The organism is Halanaerobacter jeridensis, from assembly GCF_016908315.1.
In the GTDB taxonomy this organism is placed as follows: Bacteria; Bacillota; Halanaerobiia; order Halobacteroidales; family Halobacteroidaceae; genus Halanaerobacter; species Halanaerobacter jeridensis.
In genome coordinates this window covers 223,652-245,275 of record NZ_JAFBDQ010000004.1, presented here as the reverse complement: position 1 = coordinate 245,275, position 21,624 = coordinate 223,652, and the positions used below count along the sequence as shown (strand labels likewise).

Sequence of the window (21,624 nt, the reverse complement as noted above, 5' to 3'; positions counted from 1 at the left end):
TTATATCCTTCCTAATTAAAGATAGGGATTATTTTCTTTCACTTCTGCTAAAGTAGCAGATGGACCGTGGCCAGGATAAACCATTATTTCATCATCTAATTCTACAATTTTTTCAAGAGATTGATTTAGTTTAGAGCGAGAACCTGTTGGTAGGTCAGTTCTACCTACTCCACGAGCAAATAATGTATCACCACTAAATAAAACATCAGCTCCTAACAAACAAATACTTCCCTTAGTATGACCTGGGGTATGAATTACTTCTAAACTAATTTCACCACAATTAATCTCTCCTCCCGCCTCTAAAACTCTATCTGCAGCAGGAGAAATCAATTTTTCTGCCATAAACGATGATAAATTTAATTCTGGGTTTGTTAAAAAGTTGGCATCAGCTTCATGAACTAATAATTGAGCATTAGTTTCAGCTAATATCTTTTCATTTGCTGCAATATGATCAATATGACCATGAGTATTTATTATTAATTTTAAATCTAGTTCTTTTTCCTCTAAAGCTTTTAATATTTTTTCAGCAGAACCACCAGGGTCAATTACTATTGCTTCAGTTGTATCTTCATCAGCTACAATATATGCATTAGATTCCATATTCCCCACAATTAACCTTTCTATAAACATTGGCACTTTCCTCCTTATTTCGCAACTTGTTCATAAAAATTTCAGTTCCAAAAACCAACTAGCAATTAACAATAAAAACTTTAATCTAGATAGGCAAGCCTACCTAGATTAAAGTAAGAAATTCATAATATCTGTCAATTAAAATTGTAACTTGTAGTTGTGATAATTTTGTGAACAAAATTTAAAGATTAAGAAACAATTATCATTTTAACTTGGATTGGCTCTTCTAACCTTCAAAACACCATCAATTGCTTCTAACTTATCAATGATTTTATTCATATGATCTAAACTACTAATATGGATTCCTAAATTGATATGAGCTATACTATCATCACTAGTTCGAGCATCTACTTCTGTAATGTTAACCCCTTCTTCTGAAATAGCTTTAGTAACATCATTTAACAGTGAATGTTTATCTAAAGCTTTAACTTCTAATTCTACCTGATAAGAATTATCTTTATCAACATACCACTCTACATCAATAATTCTCTCTGGTTCTTTGTCTTCTAACTCTTCAAAATTAGGGCAATCAGTGCGGTGAATAGAAACACCACGTCCTCTAGTAATATAACCCCCAATTTCATCACCGGGAACTGGATTACAACATTTTGCAATCCGCACTAGCAAATCATCCATCCCTTTAACTTTAACACCTTGATTAGCAGATTGATCTTTCTTAATTTGATGTTTTTTACGTAATTCTTGCAATTCGCTTTGTGGGGTTTTTTCTTCTTGTTCTTTAGTCGCAGGTTCTAACTCATGAATTACTTTTTCAATTGAGACTTTATCATAACCAATTGCTGAATATAATCCTTCTAGATTAGAAACCCCTAACTCAGGAGCAATTTCTTTCAATTTACTTTCTTTTTCTTCTTCTTTAATATTAATATTGCGCTTTTTTAATTCTTTTTGCAACATTTCTTTACCCTTAGCTGCTACCTCTTCTTTTCTTTGGTGTTTAAACCAACGTTTAATTTTACTTTTAGCACGAGAGGTTTGAACAAAATCCAACCAATCGCGACTAGGGCCACTATTACTATTAGTTAAAATTTCAATTATATCTCCATTTTGCACTCTATATTCTAAAGGAACCATATTCCCGTTTGCTTTAGCTCCAATACAATTATGACCTACTTCAGTATGAATATTATAAGCAAAATCAATTGGCGTAGCATCTTTGGGTAATGAAACTACATCCCCTTGCGGAGTAAAAGCAAAAACCTCATCTTCAAACAGATCTATTTTTAATGTTTCCATAAATTCTTTGGCATCAGTTAAATCACGCTGCCATTCTAATAATTGACGCAACCATGAAATCTTCTTTTCGAAGTTTTCATCTTGAGGTTTCCCATCTTTATAACGCCAATGAGCTGCAATTCCATATTCGGCTGTACGATGCATCTCCCAAGTCCTAATTTGAATTTCTAATGTTTCTCCTTGCGAAGTAACTACAGTAGTGTGTAATGATTGATACATATTAGATTTAGGCATTGCTACATAATCTTTAATTCTCCCTGGCATAGGAGACCATAAATCATGAATAATACCTAAAACCTCATAACATTCTTTAACTGTATCAACAATTACCCTTAAAGCTGTTAAATCATAGATTTCATCAAAACGCTTATTCTTATTCACCATTTTTTGATAAATGCTATATAAATGTTTAGGACGACCATAAATTTCTGCTTCAATTCCTACTTCACCTAATTTCTCATTTAACTGCCTATTAATTCTTTCAATATAGGCTTCTCTTTCTTCACGATTTTTAGCTACTTTATTTGATAATTCTTTATACTTTTCTGGCTCTAAATAACGAAAACTTAAATCCTCAAGTTCCCATTTCAACTGTGAAATACCTAAGCGATGAGCCAAAGGAGCATAAATCTCAATTGTTTCGGTAGCTTTTTGCTTCCGCTTTTCTTCCCTCAAATAATTAAGGGTGCGCATATTATGCAATCTATCAGCTAATTTAATCAATACAACTCTAATATCTTTGGCCATAGCTAAGAACATCTTGCGCAAACTTTCAGCTTGATGCTCTTCTTTACTTTCAAAATTAATTTTATTTAACTTAGTAACTCCATTGACTAAAACTTCAATTTCAGACCCAAATTTTTCGCGAATATCTTCTAATGTTGCTTCAGTATCTTCTACTGTATCATGAAGTAAAGCAGCAGAAATAGAAGTTAAATCCAATTTCAGCTCCGCCATTATCCGCGCCACTCGCAGTGGATGTGTAACAAAAGGCTCACCAGAGACACGATCTTGTCCCCGATGAACCTTTTTCGCATAATAATATGCCTCTTTAACCAACTCTATATCTGGGTCATCAATATATGATTGTATTTCAGTTAATAGCTTATCTAAAGACATGATAAATCGACCTCCTCTAGCATAGAGTTGGCCCTTTAAGGCAGACAACCCTATTCAATAATTAAAGAAAACACATCTTGTCCTTCTAATTTATCTCGTCCATTAAGAAAATCTAATTCCATTAAAAAGGCAACTTCTACAATATCGCCACCAATTTCTTCAACCATTTCTACAGTAGCATTAACTGTACCACCAGTCGCTAATAAATCATCAACTATTAGTACCTTTTGCCCTTCTTCAATTGCATCACTATGCATTTCTAAAACACTACTTCCATATTCTAAATCATATTCTTTTACTACTTTATCTCCTGGTAATTTTCCTTCTTTTCTAACTGGAACAAAGCCTTTATTCATATTAATAGCTAATGGAGCTCCAATTAAAAAGCCACGTGCTTCAATCCCTACTACTAAATCTATATCTTCCTCTTCATAACGTTCAGCTATTCTATCAATTGACTCCTGAAAAGCATCAGCATCCTTTAATAAAGTAGTAATATCCTTAAATTGAATACCTTCCTTTGGGAAATCAGAAATAGTTCTAATCTTATCTGCTAAATTCAATGTCCCTCTCTCCTTTCAATGTTGTTAAATAAGTTTCTGTAATAGATTTTAAAATTTCATTCTTTTCTTTACTAGCTAAATTTTCTAAGTAAGAGAATACTTCTTCTAAGACAACACATTCATTATAACGTATTGAGCTACATAAATCTAATTTTTGTTCTGGTTTATCTAATAATTTAATTTTACCTCCTTTTCCTTTGATTCTTTCAATTAAACCTAATTCAACAAAAATATTAAGACAATTAATCAAAACTTCTTTATTAAGTTTAAAATTTAACTTACTATTCAACTCATATAATAACTCTTGCTGATTAATAGTAACTTCTCCTGCTTTATTTTTATTTTTAAATAAAATAATGTATAATTCCTTTAATAATTCACGATTAGGAAGTAACTGTTGCAATACTTTTTTATTTTTTTCAACTTCTTCAAATTGATATAATAAATGCAGCTCACCTGAATCAGACTTAACAGCTTGATTAGCTAAATATTTAAAATTATAACTATTAAAACCTGGTTCATAAAATATTACTTGCTCAATATTCTTAAGCCCCCACACTTCATTTAAATAAGGTGTAACAATTAACATTCTTAATTCTTCATTTACAAATTTATTCCTAATAATAGATTGTTCTTTAGAACTTAATTTTTGATGATAAAAAGCAATTTCTTCTTTATAGAACGGATTTTCTTTTCTTAATTTTTGGGCTAACTCCCTAGTTTTTGCAGGTTGATTAACGTAAACTACTGTATCTTTATTTTGCAAAAGCAACTGTGCTAAATACTCTTCTTTATCAATAATATTACGTTCATCTTTTAATTTTAGTGGGGCTTTATTATAATTGCTACAAACCTGATTGTCAAAATTAAATTCTTTATTCAACTCAGCAATTTCTGTTCTAGTAACTGAACTAGTTAAAGCTAACAATAAAGGAGAACCTAATTTAGCAATTAAATCAGTAATTGAAGGAGTAATAGAATCATTAATAAAATGATCTATTTCTTCAATCACCATTAATCCTAATTCAGATTTTATCTTTTCTAAATCTACTCGAGCCGTCTTTAAAAATTGAGGCGTTGTAATTAATAAATCACAATCTCCATTCATCAATTCCGCTTGCAAGGTTATTGCTTCCCTATCTGCTATTGAAGCAGTAGCTTTAGATACTTGTAGTCCTAAGTTACTTAACTTTTCAGTAATAACAGGAAAACGCTGTTCTAATATTGATTTAAATGGATACATCAATATTACTAATTGATTTTGCTGCAGCGACTGCCAAGCAGCAAAACTTAAAGATAATTCATCTTTATTTTGGCTAGCATTAATAATACTTAAAGTGCTTTCCCCTTTCAATAATGAAGTTATAGACTGCTCTATTAGTTCAGAGTTAGTATTATCATATAATTCTTCTCGCAAATAATCTAAAACCTGAGCTGAATTTTTATTTTCTATTTGGGTTTGCACTTCTTTTAAACGAGCAAATTGTTTACTGTATTCTTTCTGCCTAGATTGTTTAACTAATATGCACAAATTATAATTGCTATTTTCATCGCTAAAAACTTCAGCAACAATAGCTTGATATTCTACACCTACATCTAATTTGCGAGCTAAACTGCTTTGCTCTTTTGCTAAATATCCTAATACTTCATCAGATTCAGTTAATACCTCTACCACTTTATAACTATTATCTTTACTTGCTTTAGAAAGTAATTTAACTCTTTCTCCGATCTTTAATTCTTTAATTCTATCTTGCCGTTCGTTAAATTCAGTTCTCTTCACAGCAATAAAATCACTTTCTTTCTCTTCTACTTCTTCATCTCTAGCAAATAATTGCTCTATTTTAGAACTAAGTGGTACCTTTATATCTTTAATCTTCAACTGCAAACTCTTCTGTCCCTGCCAGCAATTTATTTCAGGACTGAATAATAGTGAAATGTTTTCAGACTTAAGGTCAAGCTTTCTTTTAGCCTCTGGTTGACTAAAAGCAATTCCATCAACTTTTAATCCTTCATCTTGAGCAGTTAACTTTAAATGGTCATCGTTCTTACCTACTAATTTATAATCACTAATCTTTATTTCTTCAACTATCAATTTAGGACTAGGATTAGCACAACCAAAAGGGGCTAAATTATTTAACTCTTGCACTAAAGTAAAAGATAATTGCTCTAAATCAACTGCAGCATCAACCTTTTGGCGCGGAATTAAGTCCTGAGGTTCTAATTCTTGCTTTGCATATTGATTCAATTTATCACGCAACAAATCAATTTTTTCTTCTGCCACTGATAATCCCGCTGCTTGCTCATGCCCTCCAAAGGCTGCTAATAAATCTTGATTAGCTAACAATGCATCATGAATATTAAAGCCACTAATGCTTCGTGCTGACCCTTTACCCATACCTTCTTCTTCAATGGCAATTAATACTACAGGGCGGTAATATTTTTCATTTAAATCTGAAGCTACATTTCCAATCACACCTGAATGCCAATTTTCAGAAGCTAAGACCAAAATCCAATTTTCCTCTAAATCTAGTTGCTCAATCAATGCTTCGGCCTCATCCTGCATTTCTTGACTCATCTCTTGTCGTTGATCATTTAAATCATCTAACTTTTGGGCCAAAGATTGCGCCTGCTCATAATCTGAACTTAAAAACAACTGCACACCTAAATCTGGATTCCCCAATCTACCACAAGCATTAATCCGTGGTGCTAAACCAAAAGCAATATGACCAGTAGAAATTTCCTTATCTAAACAACCCGTCACTTCTGCTAAAGCAAACAACCCCGGCTCATTTTTACTCAATTGCTGTAACTGCTCTAATCCTTCGTTAGCTATAATTCTATTTTCATCCCGTAAAGGAACAATATCAGCTACAACTCCTAATGTAACTAAAGCCAAATATTCAATAGCAGCAGGCATCACAACCTCTTCTTTACTTAATTCTAGCGCTTGCACTAATTTAAAAGCTACCGCTACTCCTGCTAGTTCAGCATAAGGATAAGTAGAGTCTTCACGTTTAGGATTGATCACAGCCACTGCTTCAGGCAATTGTGGGGGGACAGTATGATGGTCAGTAATAATCACATCTATCTCCAACTCATTAGCTAAACCTACTGCTTCATGAGCTTTAATACCACAATCCACTGTAATCATTAAATCTATTTCTTTTTCTGCCAAACTTTTCACAGCAGACTTATTTAATCCATAACCTTCTTCTAATCGATTAGGAATATAAAAATCAACTTGGGCTCCACAATCTTTTAAATACTTCATTAATAATGAAGTACTGCTAATTCCATCGACATCATAATCACCATAAATAACTATATTTTCCTGTTCTGCAAGCGCCTGCTTAATCCTTTCTACTGCAGCTTTCATATCCTGAAATAAATATGGGTCATGCATTTTTTTAATATCACAATCTAAAAAATCTGCTACTTTTTCTACACTATCATAACCACGATTAGCTAATATCTTAGCCGTGATAGGAGTGATCTCTAATTCAGTTATTAGTTCATCAACTAAACCTTCTTCTACTTCTTTTAACTGCCAAACTCTGTCTTCAAACTCCATGATTATCCCCCAATGCATTTTAAATACTATAAATCATCATATCAATTATTCCATCTAAAATCTACCTGACTTCAAGATTGAGATGACTAACCAAGACCCAAATACAACTGCCAACAAATAACCTGTTAAGCCAATTATCGGATAATCTAAAAATAAAGGTCCTTTATCACTCAACATGATTAATGAAGAGCCAATTATTAATGCAGCTACAATTACTGCCATAGATATCCTATTAGTAATAATATCTAACTTAGCAATAAATTGATTCAGACCACTGTGTTCTAAATTAATTGCTAAATCTTGATTCTTCAATAATTTTAAAATATACTGTACTTCATCAGGCATTTCCGATAAAGTAGAAAAAATATTCCGACCACCGCTAAATAAATCTTTTAATAATCGTTTTGGATTTAATTTAGCTTTAATCAATTTAGACATAAAAGGCTTAGCAGCTGCTACAGTATCAAATTTAGGATCTATTTTAGAAATTAATCCTTCAATGGTAACTAATGATTTACCCAATAAAATAAAATTAAAAGGAAGTTTTATTTTATATTTAAAAGACAAATTAAACAGTCTATTAATTAAAGGACCTAATTCTACTTGTTCTAAAGTAGCCCCATAATAATCATCAACTAGTTTATATAAATCACGTTTTAGAGCACTTTTATCTATCTCTTCAGTCACTATCCCTAAGTTCAATAGCTCATCAACTGCTAAATCCATCTCTTTTTGCAATAAAGCCATAAATAAGGTAGCTGCTATTTCTCTATCTCGTTGACTAATCTGCCCAATTAAACCAAAATCTATTAATCCTAATTTACTATCATGGGTAATCATTATGTTCCCAGGATGAGGATCCCCGTGAAAACAACCATCCAAAAGAATCTGTTTCATAAAAGAATCAAATATAGTCTCCGCCATTTGATGACGGTCTATATCCTCAGATAATTCATTAATACTTACTCCATCAATATATTCCATCACTAATATTTTTTTAGTAATAAATTCCCAATATAAATCTGCAACTTTTACTTTTTCTTCTTCCGCAAAATTATTTTTAAATTTAACAGAATTGCGGGCTTCATTTCTATAATCTAATTCTTTTTTTATTAATTCAGAAAAATTATCCATAATTTTTACTGGACTAATAAATAAATCATCAAAAACCCTTTTCTCTAACATTCCAGCTAAATCTGTCATAATATCTAAATCAGAATTCACTTTCTGCTCAATACCGGGCCTCTGAACCTTAACTACTACTTCTGTTCCATCATGTAAAATAGCTTTATGGACTTGTCCAATTGAGGCTGAGGCTAAAGGAGCAGGAGAAAACTCCTGAAAAAGCTCCTCATAATCAGTTTCTAATTCAGATTCCAACTGCTCAATCACTTCTTCATAAGTAATTGGAGGAGCTTGGTCCTGTAGCTTTTCTAACTCTAAGATATACTCCTGAGGTAGTATATCTGGTCTAGTACTCAATAATTGACCTAATTTGATAAATGTAGGGCCCAATTCTTCTAAAACTTTACGTAACCTTTTAGCTTTGCTAGTCTCAGGTGGCGCTGAAGAATCTAAGGTTTTAATTCTTTTAGATAAAGGTACAAACTGATATAAGTCTAATTCATTTATTAAATAACCAAAACCATGCTTGATTAAAATTTCTACTATTTCTCTATAGCGTTTGAGATGTTGATATTTTTTAGTAATTCCTTTAAACAACATCTAGTTCACCACCCTAAAATATTATTACTAATAACCAACTTGCCATCATTAAAGCTATTATAAAAGATATTAATGTACCTCCAAAAGTTCCTAACACAGTTCCAGTACCCACTTTAATTGATTCTTGAATATTCTTTCCCGTTGATAATTCTAAAGCGACAGCCCCTAAGACTGGGCCAAGAAAGATACCAAGCGGAGGAAAGAATAGACTACCAATTAAAACTCCCAGAATAGCCCCTATAATTCCATATTTACTACCACCAAATTTTTTAGTAGTTACAGCACTAAAGAGCCTTTCACTTATTTCCGCTAAAACACTTAATCCAATCAAGATGATAATTAACCTAATACTAACTACTGAAAAGTCCGTTGCCACCCCATTAATTATAGCTGCCCCAACAATTAAAGGGGTTCCAGGAAAGACTGGTACTAAAGTCCCCAAAACCCCTAAAACTGCTATGATAGTTACTATTATATTAACTATCACTTTCTACTTCCTCAATCTTTTCATTCTCCAATCTTTCTATTTTCTGTTCTAGCGATTTAACCTGTAACTCTAATGTATCAACTTTCTGTTTTAAGTTTTTTACTTCTTCTTGGCGGCTAAATCCAGCCTTTTCAAATTCATTCTTCACTTCTGATTTAACCTTATTTTTAATATCTTCGCGCTGCTTCTTTGCTTTTTCTACCATATTATCTACTAATTCTTCCGCTTCTTTTTTACTAACAGAACCTTCTTCTACTAAATTCTGGACCATTTCTTCAATCTTATCTTTGGTTAAAAATACTGCCCCTAATCCAGTAGCCAACATATCTTTAAATACTTTCATCATCGTAACCCCTCCTTGAATAGTTATCAGTGATAATCTCTACTATTTTTCTGTTTTAATTTAATAGACCCTAGTCTATTAAATTAACTAGGGTCTACAATATATTATATCTTAATTTCCTTTCTTTCATTCCATTCTACTAAAATTGGACTAGCTACAAAAATAGAAGAATAAGTTCCTGATAACATTCCAATTAATAACGCTACCATAAAAGTTTGAATAGTCGTACCACCTAAAAACAAAATTGCTAGAATAGGTAATAATGTTGTTGCAGATGTATTAATAGAACGAGGTAACGTATCTAATAACGCTTGATTAGTTAAGCCTTCAAAAGTATCTCTTTTAGAATAATGCATTTTCTCTCTAATCCTATCAAAAATAACAATCGTATCATTAATTGAATAACCTACAATTGTTAATAAGGCAGCTACAAAAGGACTATTAATTTCACGACCTAAAATAGCGAAAGCGCCTAAAACAATAAATACATCATGTAATAAAGCCAAAATAGCAGCCATAGCAAACCTAAATTCAAAACGAACACTAATATAGATAACAATTGCTATTGCAGCAATAATCAATGCTTTAATCGCATTAGCCTTTAACTCTTGTCCAATAGTTGGCCCTACTGCAGCCGTTCTCAACATTTCAGCCGACGGATACTTCTCTTCAATTTTATTTTGAATATTTACAACTTGATCTTGACTTAATTTTGCAGTTTTAAATTGAACCCCATTATTCTCTGTTTGTTGTACTACACTATCTTTAGTAATACCCGAATCAGATAGGATCTCTCTAATTTCTGAATTAGGTACTTGCTCATCAAAACTAAACTGCATAATCGTACCCCCAGTAAAATCAATCCCTAAATTAAGACCCTGGGTTAAAATAGCTACAATACCAATAACAAGTAAAACGCCTGAAATAATAAACCACAATTTTCTTTTTGCAATTATATCCACAGCCATTACCTCCTTGACCAGCCGAGCAAAGAATTTTTCTGTAACAGATTTGTATCTAAAGCAGTATTAAGTAACATTCTAGTTACTATAATTGCTGTAAACATACTAGTTAAAATACCGATTCCCAAAGTGATTGCAAATCCTTTAATTGTACCAGTTCCAAAGTAGGCTAAAACTAATACAGTAATTAAAGTAGTTACATTAGAATCTAAAATAGTATGAAATGCTCTTTGAAAACCTGATTCTACTGATGCTTTTAACGTCTTGCCTTGTTGATACTCATACTTAATCCTTTCAAAGATAATTACATTTGCATCAACGGCCATTCCAATTGATAAGATCAAACCAGCAATTCCAGGTAAAGTTAAAGTTGCATTCAAACCAGATAGAACGCCTAACACAATTATTGAATAAAATGCTAAGGCAATTGCTGCTAATACACCAGGCAATCTATAAGTTAAAGTCATAAAAATAACAATTAGAATGAGACCAATAATTCCTGCTTTAACACTTTTATTAATTGAAATCTCTCCTAAAATTGGACCTACAGTCCGATTTTCAATCACTTCAACTGGAACAGGCAAAGCACCTGATCTAATCTGCAAAGCAATATTCTGTGCTTCTTGAATACTTTCAAATCCAGTGATCCGAGCTTTAGAACGATTTATTTCCTCTTGTACCTGAGGATTAGTTAGTAGTTCATTATCTAAATAAATCCCTACTCGTCTGCCAACATTATTTCTCGTAATTTCAGCAAATTTACTCTGCCCTTCACTAGTTAATTCCATTACAACAATTGGACGATTAAATTTAGAATCAAATCCTGATTCAGCATCTTTGACCTTATCACCAGTCATTAATACTTCATCTGCTTCATTTTTAAACTTCAATTGCGCTGTTCGACCAATTGTTTGAATTGCTTCATTAGGATTTTCAATACCAGGTAATTCAACTATAATCCGTCTTTCTCCCTGTAACTGAATCACGGGTTCTGTTAACCCCATGCCATTAACCCTTCTTTTGATTACACTTTTCACTCTCTGCATTGCTTCATTATTCACTTTTGTTTTAGCAGTATCCTGAGCTTCTAAAACTACATGCGTTCCACCCTGTAAATCAAGCCCAAGATTAATACTTTCATTTAGTGGATATAGAAAATATGCTGCTACTAATAATAATACTACAATACTAGCTAACTTCAAAACTCTCTTTTGCTTCCAAGTCATAACTTGTCTCCTTTCTCTGATACCATAAATAATTATGTTTAGCGGTTTTAATTATACTTTACCATTACTTTAATTTCAAGATAGAAGGTGATTTTCCTTTATGATAAAGCAATTAATTCAAGTTTTTAAGCAAAAAATAAAAATGGCTCCCTGAGCAGGACTTGAACCTGCGACAAAGTGGTTAACAGCCACTCGCTCTACCAACTGAGCTATCAGGGAACATTATGCTAAAAACTAAATTTTTACAATAATATATTACCACAGTGGCACTACCTTGTCAATATTTTTTTATAATTCTTTTTTACAAAAATACCAATCCTTAGATTTGAACTCTGGTTCTAATCTTTTTTCAACTTTAGCATTATCCAAACTTTTCGCCTTCTATTAAAAATTTTTAATACTCACTACCCACTTTATTAATTAAAACCATAGTTTATGATTAAAAATAAAAAAGCTACTCCATAAAGAATAACACTTCAGGGAGTAGCTAAAAATATATGAATTTTTACTGTGCCGCTGAATTACTTAATTGCGGATAACTTGGGTTGTCTAACACCCTCATACGCGTCACAGGCCAATAAACCCAAAACGCTTTACCTTTAATTTGGTCATAAGAAACATAGCCTACTATTTCAATTCTTCTACTGTCAGAACTATGGTTCCTATTATCTCCTAAAACCAATACATGCCCTTTAGGAACATGATACGGACCAGCAGTATCATGAATTTTATAAGTATCTTCTTCTGGGATATAATATTCATACTTATAAGTTTCAATATAATCTTCTTTGATATAGTTTTCTGTTAATGCTTGCCCATTAATATATAAAGTTCCACCTATTATTTCTATTTTATCTCCTGGCAAGCCAATTACTCTTTTAATATAATCTCTCGAATCTCCTTCGGGATTTAAAACTACTATATCTCCCCGCTGTGGATTTTGAAAATAGTATATAAATTTATTAACAAATAATCGCTCACCGTTATGTAGCGTAGGCTCCATAGAAGAGCCCGAAACTACAAAAGACTGAACTATAAATGTAATTATAAAAAATGCTAAAACTCCTGCAATTAATAATGATTCAATGAATTCTTTAGCGAATTCTTTAGTAAATAAACCAAAAAAATCCTTATTCTTTTTACTCAAGATTCTGTTCCTCCTAGAAATTACTCAGTTTCTTGCTCTTCTGTAGTTGAATTTTCTTGCTGTAAGCGACCAATAGACTGTCTGGTGATCTCTATTTCTACATCAGAAGCAATTTTTAATTTTAAATCATCGCCATCTATCTCTTTTATTTCTCCTTTAATACCTCCTACAGTAACTATTTTGTCTCCAACATTTAATTCTGATAACATATCTTGCCTTTCTTCTTGTCTTTGTTTTTGAGGTCTGATTACCAAAAACCAAAAAATACCAAATACTACTACTATAGGTAGTACAGTTCCTAAAATACTTGACATAGTTATTTCCTCCTTTTAAAATGTAAACCCATTAATAACTTCAATAAAGAAGATAAAATTCCTTTATCAACTTTAGGACTATTTTTCAACTCCATACTGATTATAAAATTGCTCTCGATACTCTAAAAAACATCCTTCTTTAATTGCTTCCCTTATATTATGAATAATATCTAACATGAAATGTAAGTTATGATAAGTAGTCAACCTCAAACCTAAAATTTCATTTCGTTTAATTAAATGTCTAATATAAGCACGACTGTAATTATTACAAACATAACAATCACATTCGTGGTCTAATGGCGTAAAATCTTTTTTATAAGTAGCATTTCTCACAGTGATTCGTCCTCCACTAGTAAATACCGCTCCATTTCTAGCAACTCTCGTTGGAAATACACAGTCAAACATATCTACTCCACGCATAATCCCTTCAAAAAGATCAATTGGAGTTCCTACTCCCATTAAATAACGTGGTTTATCTTCTGGTAATAATTCAGGAGCATAATCAAGCACCTCTAGCATTTTTTCTGTTGACTCTCCTACACTTAACCCTCCAATTGCATAACCTGGCAAATTAAATTCAGTAATCTCTTCAGCACTCTTTTCTCTTAAATCTCTATGCATTCCCCCCTGCATAATTCCAAATAAAGCTTGGTCATCTCTAGCATGCGCTTCAATTGATCTTTCTAACCATCTAGTAGTTCTAGCTACAGCTTTTTCAACATACTCTTTTTCAGCAGGGTAAGGAGCACATTCATCAAAAGCCATAATAATATCTGCCCCTAAACTATTTTGAATCCCAATTGCCTTCTCTGGATCAATAAAATGTTTAGAACCATCAAGATGAGATTGAAAAGTAACCCCTTCTTCTGTAATTTCATTACTATCACTTAAACTATAGACCTGAAATCCACCACTATCAGTTAAAATAGGACGATCCCAATTCATAAACTGATGTAAACCACCAGCTTCTTCAATTAATTCATGACCGGGTCTCAAATATAAATGATAGGTATTACTTAATATTATTTCAGAGCCTACTTCTTTTAATTCTTCAGGGCTCATAGTCTTTACTGTTGCTTTAGTTCCTACCGGCATAAAAATTGGTGTCTTAATTCTTCCATGTGGAGTAGTGAATTCACCTACTCGAGCTTTAGTTTCTGGACATTCTTGATTTACTGTATAATCAAATGACAATTTATCGCCTCCAAATATAAAATTTTAAGATCTCTGTTTTTACTTGTCTATTTTTTTACCTTTAGCTTTTATCTCATTTATTATTGTCTCATCATTTCTTTTACTTATTCTTTACTACTTACTCGTTACTGATCAATAATTACTCTTTTTAATCTTAAATTAACAGCATTCCATCCCCAAAACTATAAAATCTATATTCTTCTGCTACAGCATGTTGATAAGCCTTCATCGTCTCTTCCTTACCAGCAAAAGCACTCACTAACATTATTAAAGTAGATTCTGGTAAATGAAAATTAGTAATTAAAGCATCAATATTCTTAAATTCATAACCGGGATAAATAAAAATATCTGTCCATCCCTTATCAGCCTTGACATAACCATCTTCATCTGCTACTGTTTCTAGGGTTCTAGTAGTAGTAGTTCCCACTGCAAAAATTTTATTTCCTTCTTCTTTAGTTTGATTAATTATTTCAGCTGCTTCTGCAGATACTTCATAATACTCAGAATGCATATCATGTTCCTCAATCTTTTCTACTCGCACTGGTCTAAAAGTACCTAAACCTACATGAAGAGTAATATCAACAATATTAACTCCTTTTTCTTTTAACTTATTTAATAATCGATCAGTAAAGTGTAACCCGGCTGTAGGAGCTGCTGCTGCCCCTCGTTTCTCAGCGTAGACTGTCTGATATTTATCAGGTTCATCTAATTCACGAGTAATATAAGGTGGCAGAGGCATATTACCTAATTCATCTAAAATTTCTTCAAATACACCTTCATACTCAAACTCTACAACTCGCCCTCCAAAATCAGTTAGATCTTTAACTTCAGCCTCTAATCGACCATCAGCAAATACAATAGTAGTATCCACTTTTACTTTACCATTAGCTTTAACTAATACCTCCCAAGTATCTAATTCCTTCTGATTTAACAATAATACTTCAACTTTCCCACCTGTTTCCTTTTTCTGGCCAAATAAACGAGCCGGAATCACTTTAGTATTATTTCTAACTAAAGTATCACCAGGATTGAAATAATCAACTATCTCTTTAAAAACTTTATCTTCCAGTACTCCCTGATCCTTCTTTACTACTAACAAATTGGACTCATCTCTTGGTTCAGCCGGTTTTTGAGCAATTAGCTCTTCTGGTAAATCAAAATCAAATTCTTCAACCTTCATTATCAATTCCTCCAACATCTTTTTTTACTAATTTAGTATTTTGATAATAATGATGCAAAATTTCTTGGTAAGTAGACCCTTCTTTGGCCATTTGATAGGCTCCCCATTGACTCATTCCTACTCCATGACCCCATCCCTTACCTATAAATACATACCCTTGCTCATATCTTTCCATAGAAAATTTAGTACTGCGCAAATTTAGCCAAAATCTAAACTTAGAACTATCAACACTTACTTCCTGCTGACCATCATTAATGACTACCTTTTCCGCTCTACCTGAAGGGCCAAGCCCCTGTAAGCCTATTCTATCAATTTTACTTATTTTTATTCCCTTAGAGCTTAAAATTTTCTTTAATTCTTCTCGACTATATTTTTTCTGCCACTGATAATTAGGAGCATCATAGTCTTTAGAATCAACACTTTGCAAATAAGGAGTCTCTCCACCCCAAATCACTGCCCCTTGGGCTGTTTTACCACCCGCATTAGAATGATATACAGCAGAAATTAACTCACCTCTATAAGTTAAAACTTGTCCAGCTGTATCCTTCACAGCTTGATAAACTTTTGGGGTTGTAACACGGTGCCCTTTATAAACTTGAGAATAAATTGTATTAGAAAGATGATATCCTTGACTAAGATAAGAATTTAAATTTCTCAACGCATATGTTCGGGCTACAACTGCCTGGGCTCTCAAAGCTGCTTCCGGCCATTTTGGATCTATCTCACTACCTATCACACTAGCTAAATAATCAGCCATCTTAACTTTATTAACAACTGTTATAGTTTGCTTCTTGTTAATTAGTTGCATTGTACCTTTATAGTCTCTAGAATTAATATTTAACATTTCTGCTCCTAAAGGAGTAATCAAAATATAATCAGAAGCAAAGTAATAGTTATTAATGCGTATAAATTGACCTGTCTTTTCAAACTGAAAATGAGTTACATTAGTTAAACTAAAACTATAACCATCACTAGTCTTTATTTTTATTCCTTCATCAGCCTTTAGTGTAATACTTTTAGTCTCATTAATCAAACCTACTTTTATAATTTTATCTTCAGCCTGAATCACAGCAATACTTGCAGTCAAAATTATAGAAACTAAAATAAATACTAATCCAGATTTAATAATAAACTCTTTAAACCCAGTTAAGTTATTCACTCTTCTGGCACCTCAATTCCTAAGTGTTGGTAGGCAAGTTTGGTAACTCGTCTGCCACGTGGTGTGCGATCTAAATAACCTATTTGCAGCAAATAAGGCTCATAAACATCAGAAATAGTATCTTCTTCTTCATTAACTGCAGCAGCTATAGTTGATAAGCCAACTGGTCCTCCATCATAGTTCTCAACAATAGTTTCTAAAATCTTGCGATCAATTCTATCTAAGCCTAGTTCATCAACTTCTAATTTAGCTAAAGATTTTTTAGCTATTTCTTCAGTAATAATTCCTTCACCTTTAACCTGGGCAAAATCTCGGACTCTCTTTAAAAATCTATTTGCTACTCGCGGTGTACCCCGAGAACGACGAGCAATTTCATAAGCTCCTGTTTCTTGAATCCCTACTTCTAATACTTTAGCAGCTCGCTTAACAATTTTAGCTAATTCATCATTAGTATAAAATTGTAAACGACTAATCACACCAAATCTATCACGCAGAGGAGAAGTCAAATTCCCTGCTTTCGTTGTTGCTCCAATTAAAGTAAATTCAGGCAAATCCAAACGCACTGAACGAGCATTAGGACCATTACCAATCACTATATCTAAAGCAAAATCCTCCATAGCAGGATACATAGTCTCTTCAATAACTCGATTCAAGCGGTGAATCTCATCTACAAATAGTACATCATTAGGTTTTAACTTAGTTAAAATCGCAGCTAAATCACCTGGCTTTTCAATCGCAGGTCCTGAAGTAGTCTTAATATCAACTCCCATTTCATTAGCAATAATATTAGCTAATGTAGTTTTACCCAATCCTGGTGGACCTGATAAGAGAACATGATCTAATGCTTCACCCCGACCTTTAGCTGCTTCAATAAATATTTTTAAGTTTTCTTTTATCTTCTGCTGACCAATATATTGACCTAAACTCTGTGGTCTTAAACTATAATCCATATCCTCCTGCTGCTGACTGGGGGAAACAAACCGCTCTTCCATGCTCATTTTTATCCTCTCCTAAATTTATTATCCACATTCATAATCTATCTTTTATATAATGCTTAATCCTTCTCTAATTATATCTTCTACTGCCAAATCAGAATCTTCTTGCAGAATTTTCTCTACAGCTTTGCGCGCTTGAGTCTTTTGATAACCCAAATTCACTAATCCCTGAATGGCATCTTTAGCTTTGCTTTCATCAATACTTCTATCATTATCTACTATTTTATCAACCTCTACTTTTTCTTGCAACTCTAATATTAACCTTTTAGCTGTCTTCTTACCTACACCTTTAATCTGCTGCAAAGTTTTCGTTTCTCCATTAATTAAAGCTTGTTTGAAATTTCTAACACTCATTGTAGATAAAGTACTCATAGCAGATTTTGGGCCAATTTTAGAAACACCTAATAACTTTTCAAATAGCTCTAGCTCATCTAAGTTAGAAAAACCGTATAATCTAATTGCATCTTCACGAACATAGGTATAAGTATGCAATTCAACTTGCTCTCCTACTCGCGGCAAGTTAGATTGAACACTACCTGGAGTAAAAACTTTATAACCGACTCCATCAACATTAATTACTATAAATTCTAAATCTTTTCTGATTAGTTCTCCATTTAAATAAGAAATCATACCCGTCACTCCTCACAGTTAAGTAATCACTAAAAAGAAAAAACAGTCACCATGCGACTGTTTAAATAGAAACAATTAATTGTCCTTATATTATTATTTAATTTTTAGCACTCGAAAATCCTTCTATAATACTCAATAATTCTTTTCTATTTTCAATTTCAATTCCTGTTTGTAATCTTTTAATATCTTCTTGTACTAAATCCTTAAGCAAAATATCAGTTTTCTTTAATAATTCTTGTTCACCTAAAACATCCCCTCTATAAAGCGCAACATACCCATCTTTGATCCCCAAAAACATATCCCCGGTATTAAAATCAATTGTTTTAAAACCACTATTATCTGGTTGAGCTAACTTCTCCTTAGTTTTAAATTTCAATTCCAAATGAGGATAATTCAATTTGAACTTTTGCTCTTTTTCTATATTAGCAAAATTTAATAGAGGTTTTTTCATAAAATTAAAAGAACTTTCTTGTTCTTTTAATTTATTACTCTCTTCTATTATTAAATCTGATAAATAACTATTTTGATTTAATTCGTTCTTCAACTTAGAATCTAAATCTTCTTGCTCTTCATTTTGCACCGGGCTATCTAAAATTTGATAACTGATTATCGCTACTACTATAATCAATAATATCCCTAAAATAATACTCTGCTTTAATTTCAATAGAACATCCCCCTATTTTAGCATACCCAACTTAACTTTTTTTATAAAATAGGGGGGCAAGATTTATAAGTTAAATCTCATCTTCTATTTCTTCATATACTTCATCAGGAATATTATAATTAGCGTACACATCTTGTACATCATCATGGTCTTCTAACTCTTCGATAGTTTCTAAGACTCGTCGAGCAGCATCAGGATCATCTAAAGTAATTTCATTATCTGGAATCATAGCTAAATCCCCTGAGTCAAATTTATATCCTTTATCTTCCATGTTTCTTCTTACTTCCTGTAAATCTGATGTTTCAGTTAAGATCTCCACCTCTTCTTCTTTAACATTAATGTCTTCTGCACCTGCTTCAATTGCATCAAGCATTAGTGCATCTTCATCAATCTCAAACTCATTACGATCAATAATTAATTGTCCTTTTCTCTCAAACATCCATGATACACAACCGTCTTCTCCTAAATTACCACCATGTTCTGATAAAAGATGGCGCATTTCAGAAGCAGATCGATTACGATTATCACTCATTAATTCTAAGTATAAAGCTACTCCTTCAGGGGCATATCCTTCATAAACTATTTTTTCATAATCTACACCCTCTAAATCACCAGTACCTCTTTTAATAGCCCGCTCAATATTATCTTTGGGCATATTAGCGTCCTTCGCCTTTTGAATTGCTAAGTCAAGATCACTATTTTTCTCTGGATCTCCGCCACCTTCACGAGCAGCAACTGTAATCTTTTTTACCAATTTTGAAAATAATTTAGCCCGTTTTCTATCTTCTTTCTTCTTTTTATGTTTAATATTATGCCATTTAGAATGTCCAGCCATAATAATCGCCTCCTTTTACTATATTCAGAACACTAAAATTTTATCATATTAAAACTAAATTTTCAATCTGCTTGAATTTCAGCTTGAGGATAAGAACCTAATAATTTGATCCAAGCCACTATTTCCTCTACATTAGATAAAGCTAGTTGAATATTTTCTTCGCTCCGATGCCCTTCAAAATCAATAAAGAAAATATAATCACCAATCATTTTCCGCGCCGGACGTGATTCAATTCTAGTTAAATTAATTTCTCGCTGAGCAAACTCTTTTAAAATTTCATATAAAGCTCCAGGATGATCATCACGAGGAGAACAAATAATTGATGTTTTATCATCACCAGTCTGCGGACTATCTTCTTTAGCTAAGACAACAAAGCGAGTCCAATTTTCTTCATTATCTTGAATATCATTTCTCAGCACTGACAAATCATAATAATCTGCAGCGTGATAATTACCAATTGCTGCCCAGTTTGGCCCTGCCTTAGCTACTCTTTTAATTGCATCAGCCGTACTATCAGCAGTATGGACATTACAATTAAGATGTTCATCAATAAAAGCTCTACATTGAGCTAAAGCTTGAGGATGTGATACAACATGGTCTAAATCATCTAAGTCGGTAACTACATCAGCGGCTAATAAACTATGGGTAATCGGAATAATTACCTCATCCACTATTTTTAAATCATACTTCAATAATAAATCTAGAGTTAAAGTTACTGCTCCTTGTAATGAATTTTCTATTGGAACTACTGCTCTATCAATTTTTTCGTCTACTACTGCTTTAACTAATACTTTAATATCACAATAGGGAATATATTCAGCTACTGTACCTCGATACTCTTCAGCAGCCATTTCAGTAAAAGTTCCTTTAGGTCCTAAATATCCTACCCTACTCACTCTTCTCACTCCTTATCACTAATCATTTTATATTTAACATATTATTACTAACCTTCATATCTTATATAAAGGGAATAGAATAAAATCACCCCTACAAAGGAGGATAGCTTATGAAAATTTTTAACCCTTTTACACGAATCACAACAGATAATGGTGAAGAAGAAGACAACATTAATGACCCTTTTATCCTCTTCTTAATTTTAATCTTATTAATACAATCGGATATAAATATTTTAAAATGAATTTATTTTTCTTTTGTCCACTCCCCAGTGGACATTTTATTTATAGATAATTATTATAAATTAAAAATAAAAGACATCCAAAATGGATGTCTTCATCGGAAACATTAGTAGGTCTATAAGCCGGGTTCTGTATGCCCTTGCGAGTGATAATCATCCATCTAAACTAATAATCACTTATTAGTTTTAGCAGCTTTACCCGGGAAGTCGAGCGAGTAACTCTTGCCCTTCCCCTATTTCGCCTTGCTCCGGATGGGGTTTACCATGCTAGTTTTGTCACCAAAACTCCGGTGCGCTTTTACCGCACCCTTTCACCCTTACCAACTAAATTGGCGGTATCCTTTCTGTGGCACTAGCCCGCGGATTCCTCCGGCTGGACGTTATCCAGCATCCTACTCTATGGAGCCCGGACTTTCCTCAAGCAGAAACTGCTTGCGATTATCCGACCTACTAATGACCGTATTAAATTGCAGAATTAATTATAACAA

The 21,624-nt window shown here is 32.7% G+C and carries 19 protein-coding genes, 1 tRNA gene and 1 other RNA gene; all 21 read right to left on the bottom strand.

Features of this window, described 5'->3' with window-relative positions:
- Nucleotides 1-15: 15 nt before the first annotated feature.
- The 21 genes from JOC47_RS05555 to rnpB all read right to left on the bottom strand — a co-directional run bounded on the left by JOC47_RS05555 (nt 16) and on the right by rnpB (nt 21,590).
- Nucleotides 16-630 (bottom strand): MBL fold metallo-hydrolase, encoded by a 615-nt coding sequence (locus JOC47_RS05555; RefSeq protein ID WP_204701034.1) that lies wholly within the window; start codon nt 628-630, stop codon nt 16-18.
- A 207-nt stretch (nt 631-837) separates the two neighbouring features.
- On the bottom strand, nt 838-3,006 hold the full coding sequence (locus JOC47_RS05550; protein WP_204701033.1) for a RelA/SpoT family protein: 2,169 nt from the start codon (nt 3,004-3,006) through the stop codon (nt 838-840).
- A gap of 50 nt (nt 3,007-3,056) precedes the next feature.
- Nucleotides 3,057-3,569: an adenine phosphoribosyltransferase gene (locus tag JOC47_RS05545; protein ID WP_204701032.1), complete on the bottom strand. Its 513-nt coding sequence runs from the start codon at nt 3,567-3,569 to the stop codon at nt 3,057-3,059.
- Nucleotides 3,553-7,140, bottom strand: a complete 3,588-nt coding sequence (recJ, locus tag JOC47_RS05540; RefSeq protein WP_204701031.1) for a single-stranded-DNA-specific exonuclease RecJ — start codon at nt 7,138-7,140, stop codon at nt 3,553-3,555. The genes JOC47_RS05545 and recJ overlap by 17 nt, the downstream gene beginning before the upstream one ends.
- Before the next feature lie 54 nt (nt 7,141-7,194).
- A complete protein-coding gene (locus JOC47_RS05535; RefSeq protein ID WP_204701030.1) occupies nt 7,195-8,865 on the bottom strand; it encodes an ABC1 kinase family protein in 1,671 nt (556 codons plus the stop codon).
- Between the two features lie 13 nt (nt 8,866-8,878).
- Complete coding sequence (locus JOC47_RS05530) at nt 8,879-9,352, bottom strand: DUF456 family protein (RefSeq protein ID WP_204701029.1); 474 nt, start codon at nt 9,350-9,352, stop codon at nt 8,879-8,881.
- A complete protein-coding gene (locus tag JOC47_RS05525; RefSeq protein ID WP_204701028.1) occupies nt 9,342-9,698 on the bottom strand; it encodes a phasin family protein in 357 nt (118 codons plus the stop codon). The genes JOC47_RS05530 and JOC47_RS05525 overlap by 11 nt, the downstream gene beginning before the upstream one ends.
- A gap of 101 nt (nt 9,699-9,799) precedes the next feature.
- Nucleotides 9,800-10,657 carry a protein translocase subunit SecF gene (gene secF, locus JOC47_RS05520; RefSeq protein WP_204701027.1) on the bottom strand — a complete coding sequence of 286 codons (858 nt, stop codon included), beginning with the start codon at nt 10,655-10,657 and terminating at the stop codon, nt 9,800-9,802.
- 5 nt (nt 10,658-10,662) lie between these two features.
- Nucleotides 10,663-11,883 (bottom strand): protein translocase subunit SecD, encoded by a 1,221-nt coding sequence (secD, locus tag JOC47_RS05515; protein WP_204701026.1) that lies wholly within the window; start codon nt 11,881-11,883, stop codon nt 10,663-10,665.
- Nucleotides 11,884-12,026: 143 nt separating this feature from the next.
- Nucleotides 12,027-12,102: transfer RNA gene (locus JOC47_RS05510), tRNA-Asn, on the bottom strand.
- 286 nt (nt 12,103-12,388) lie between these two features.
- Complete coding sequence (lepB, locus tag JOC47_RS05505; RefSeq protein ID WP_204701024.1) at nt 12,389-13,030, bottom strand: signal peptidase I; 642 nt, start codon at nt 13,028-13,030, stop codon at nt 12,389-12,391.
- Between the two features lie 20 nt (nt 13,031-13,050).
- Entirely contained in the window at nt 13,051-13,344 is a 294-nt protein-coding gene (gene yajC / locus JOC47_RS05500; RefSeq protein WP_204701022.1) for a preprotein translocase subunit YajC, read from the bottom strand.
- 78 nt (nt 13,345-13,422) lie between these two features.
- The gene (tgt, locus tag JOC47_RS05495; RefSeq protein WP_204701020.1) at nt 13,423-14,538 is read right to left on the bottom strand and encodes a tRNA guanosine(34) transglycosylase Tgt; all 1,116 of its coding nucleotides are present in this window, start codon (nt 14,536-14,538) and stop codon (nt 13,423-13,425) included.
- Between the two features lie 154 nt (nt 14,539-14,692).
- Nucleotides 14,693-15,718 carry a tRNA preQ1(34) S-adenosylmethionine ribosyltransferase-isomerase QueA gene (gene queA, locus JOC47_RS05490; RefSeq protein ID WP_204701018.1) on the bottom strand — a complete coding sequence of 342 codons (1,026 nt, stop codon included), beginning with the start codon at nt 15,716-15,718 and terminating at the stop codon, nt 14,693-14,695.
- Complete coding sequence (locus JOC47_RS05485; protein WP_204701016.1) at nt 15,708-16,877, bottom strand: SpoIID/LytB domain-containing protein; 1,170 nt, start codon at nt 16,875-16,877, stop codon at nt 15,708-15,710. Before JOC47_RS05485 ends, queA begins: the two co-directional genes overlap by 11 nt.
- A complete protein-coding gene (gene ruvB / locus JOC47_RS05480; protein WP_204701075.1) occupies nt 16,874-17,869 on the bottom strand; it encodes a Holliday junction branch migration DNA helicase RuvB in 996 nt (331 codons plus the stop codon). Before ruvB ends, JOC47_RS05485 begins: the two co-directional genes overlap by 4 nt.
- A gap of 51 nt (nt 17,870-17,920) precedes the next feature.
- Nucleotides 17,921-18,502 (bottom strand): Holliday junction branch migration protein RuvA, encoded by a 582-nt coding sequence (gene ruvA / locus JOC47_RS05475; protein ID WP_204701014.1) that lies wholly within the window; start codon nt 18,500-18,502, stop codon nt 17,921-17,923.
- 97 nt (nt 18,503-18,599) lie between these two features.
- Nucleotides 18,600-19,166, bottom strand: coding sequence for a BofC C-terminal domain-containing protein (locus JOC47_RS05470; RefSeq protein WP_204701012.1), 567 nt, complete (start codon nt 19,164-19,166; stop codon nt 18,600-18,602).
- Between the two features lie 70 nt (nt 19,167-19,236).
- Nucleotides 19,237-20,001 carry a YebC/PmpR family DNA-binding transcriptional regulator gene (locus JOC47_RS05465; RefSeq protein ID WP_204701010.1) on the bottom strand — a complete coding sequence of 255 codons (765 nt, stop codon included), beginning with the start codon at nt 19,999-20,001 and terminating at the stop codon, nt 19,237-19,239.
- A 62-nt stretch (nt 20,002-20,063) separates the two neighbouring features.
- A complete protein-coding gene (gene pheA / locus JOC47_RS05460) occupies nt 20,064-20,897 on the bottom strand; it encodes a prephenate dehydratase (protein WP_204701009.1) in 834 nt (277 codons plus the stop codon).
- Nucleotides 20,898-21,239: 342 nt separating this feature from the next.
- Nucleotides 21,240-21,590, bottom strand: an RNA gene (rnpB, locus tag JOC47_RS05455) — RNase P RNA component class A.
- Nucleotides 21,591-21,624 lie beyond the last annotated feature (34 nt).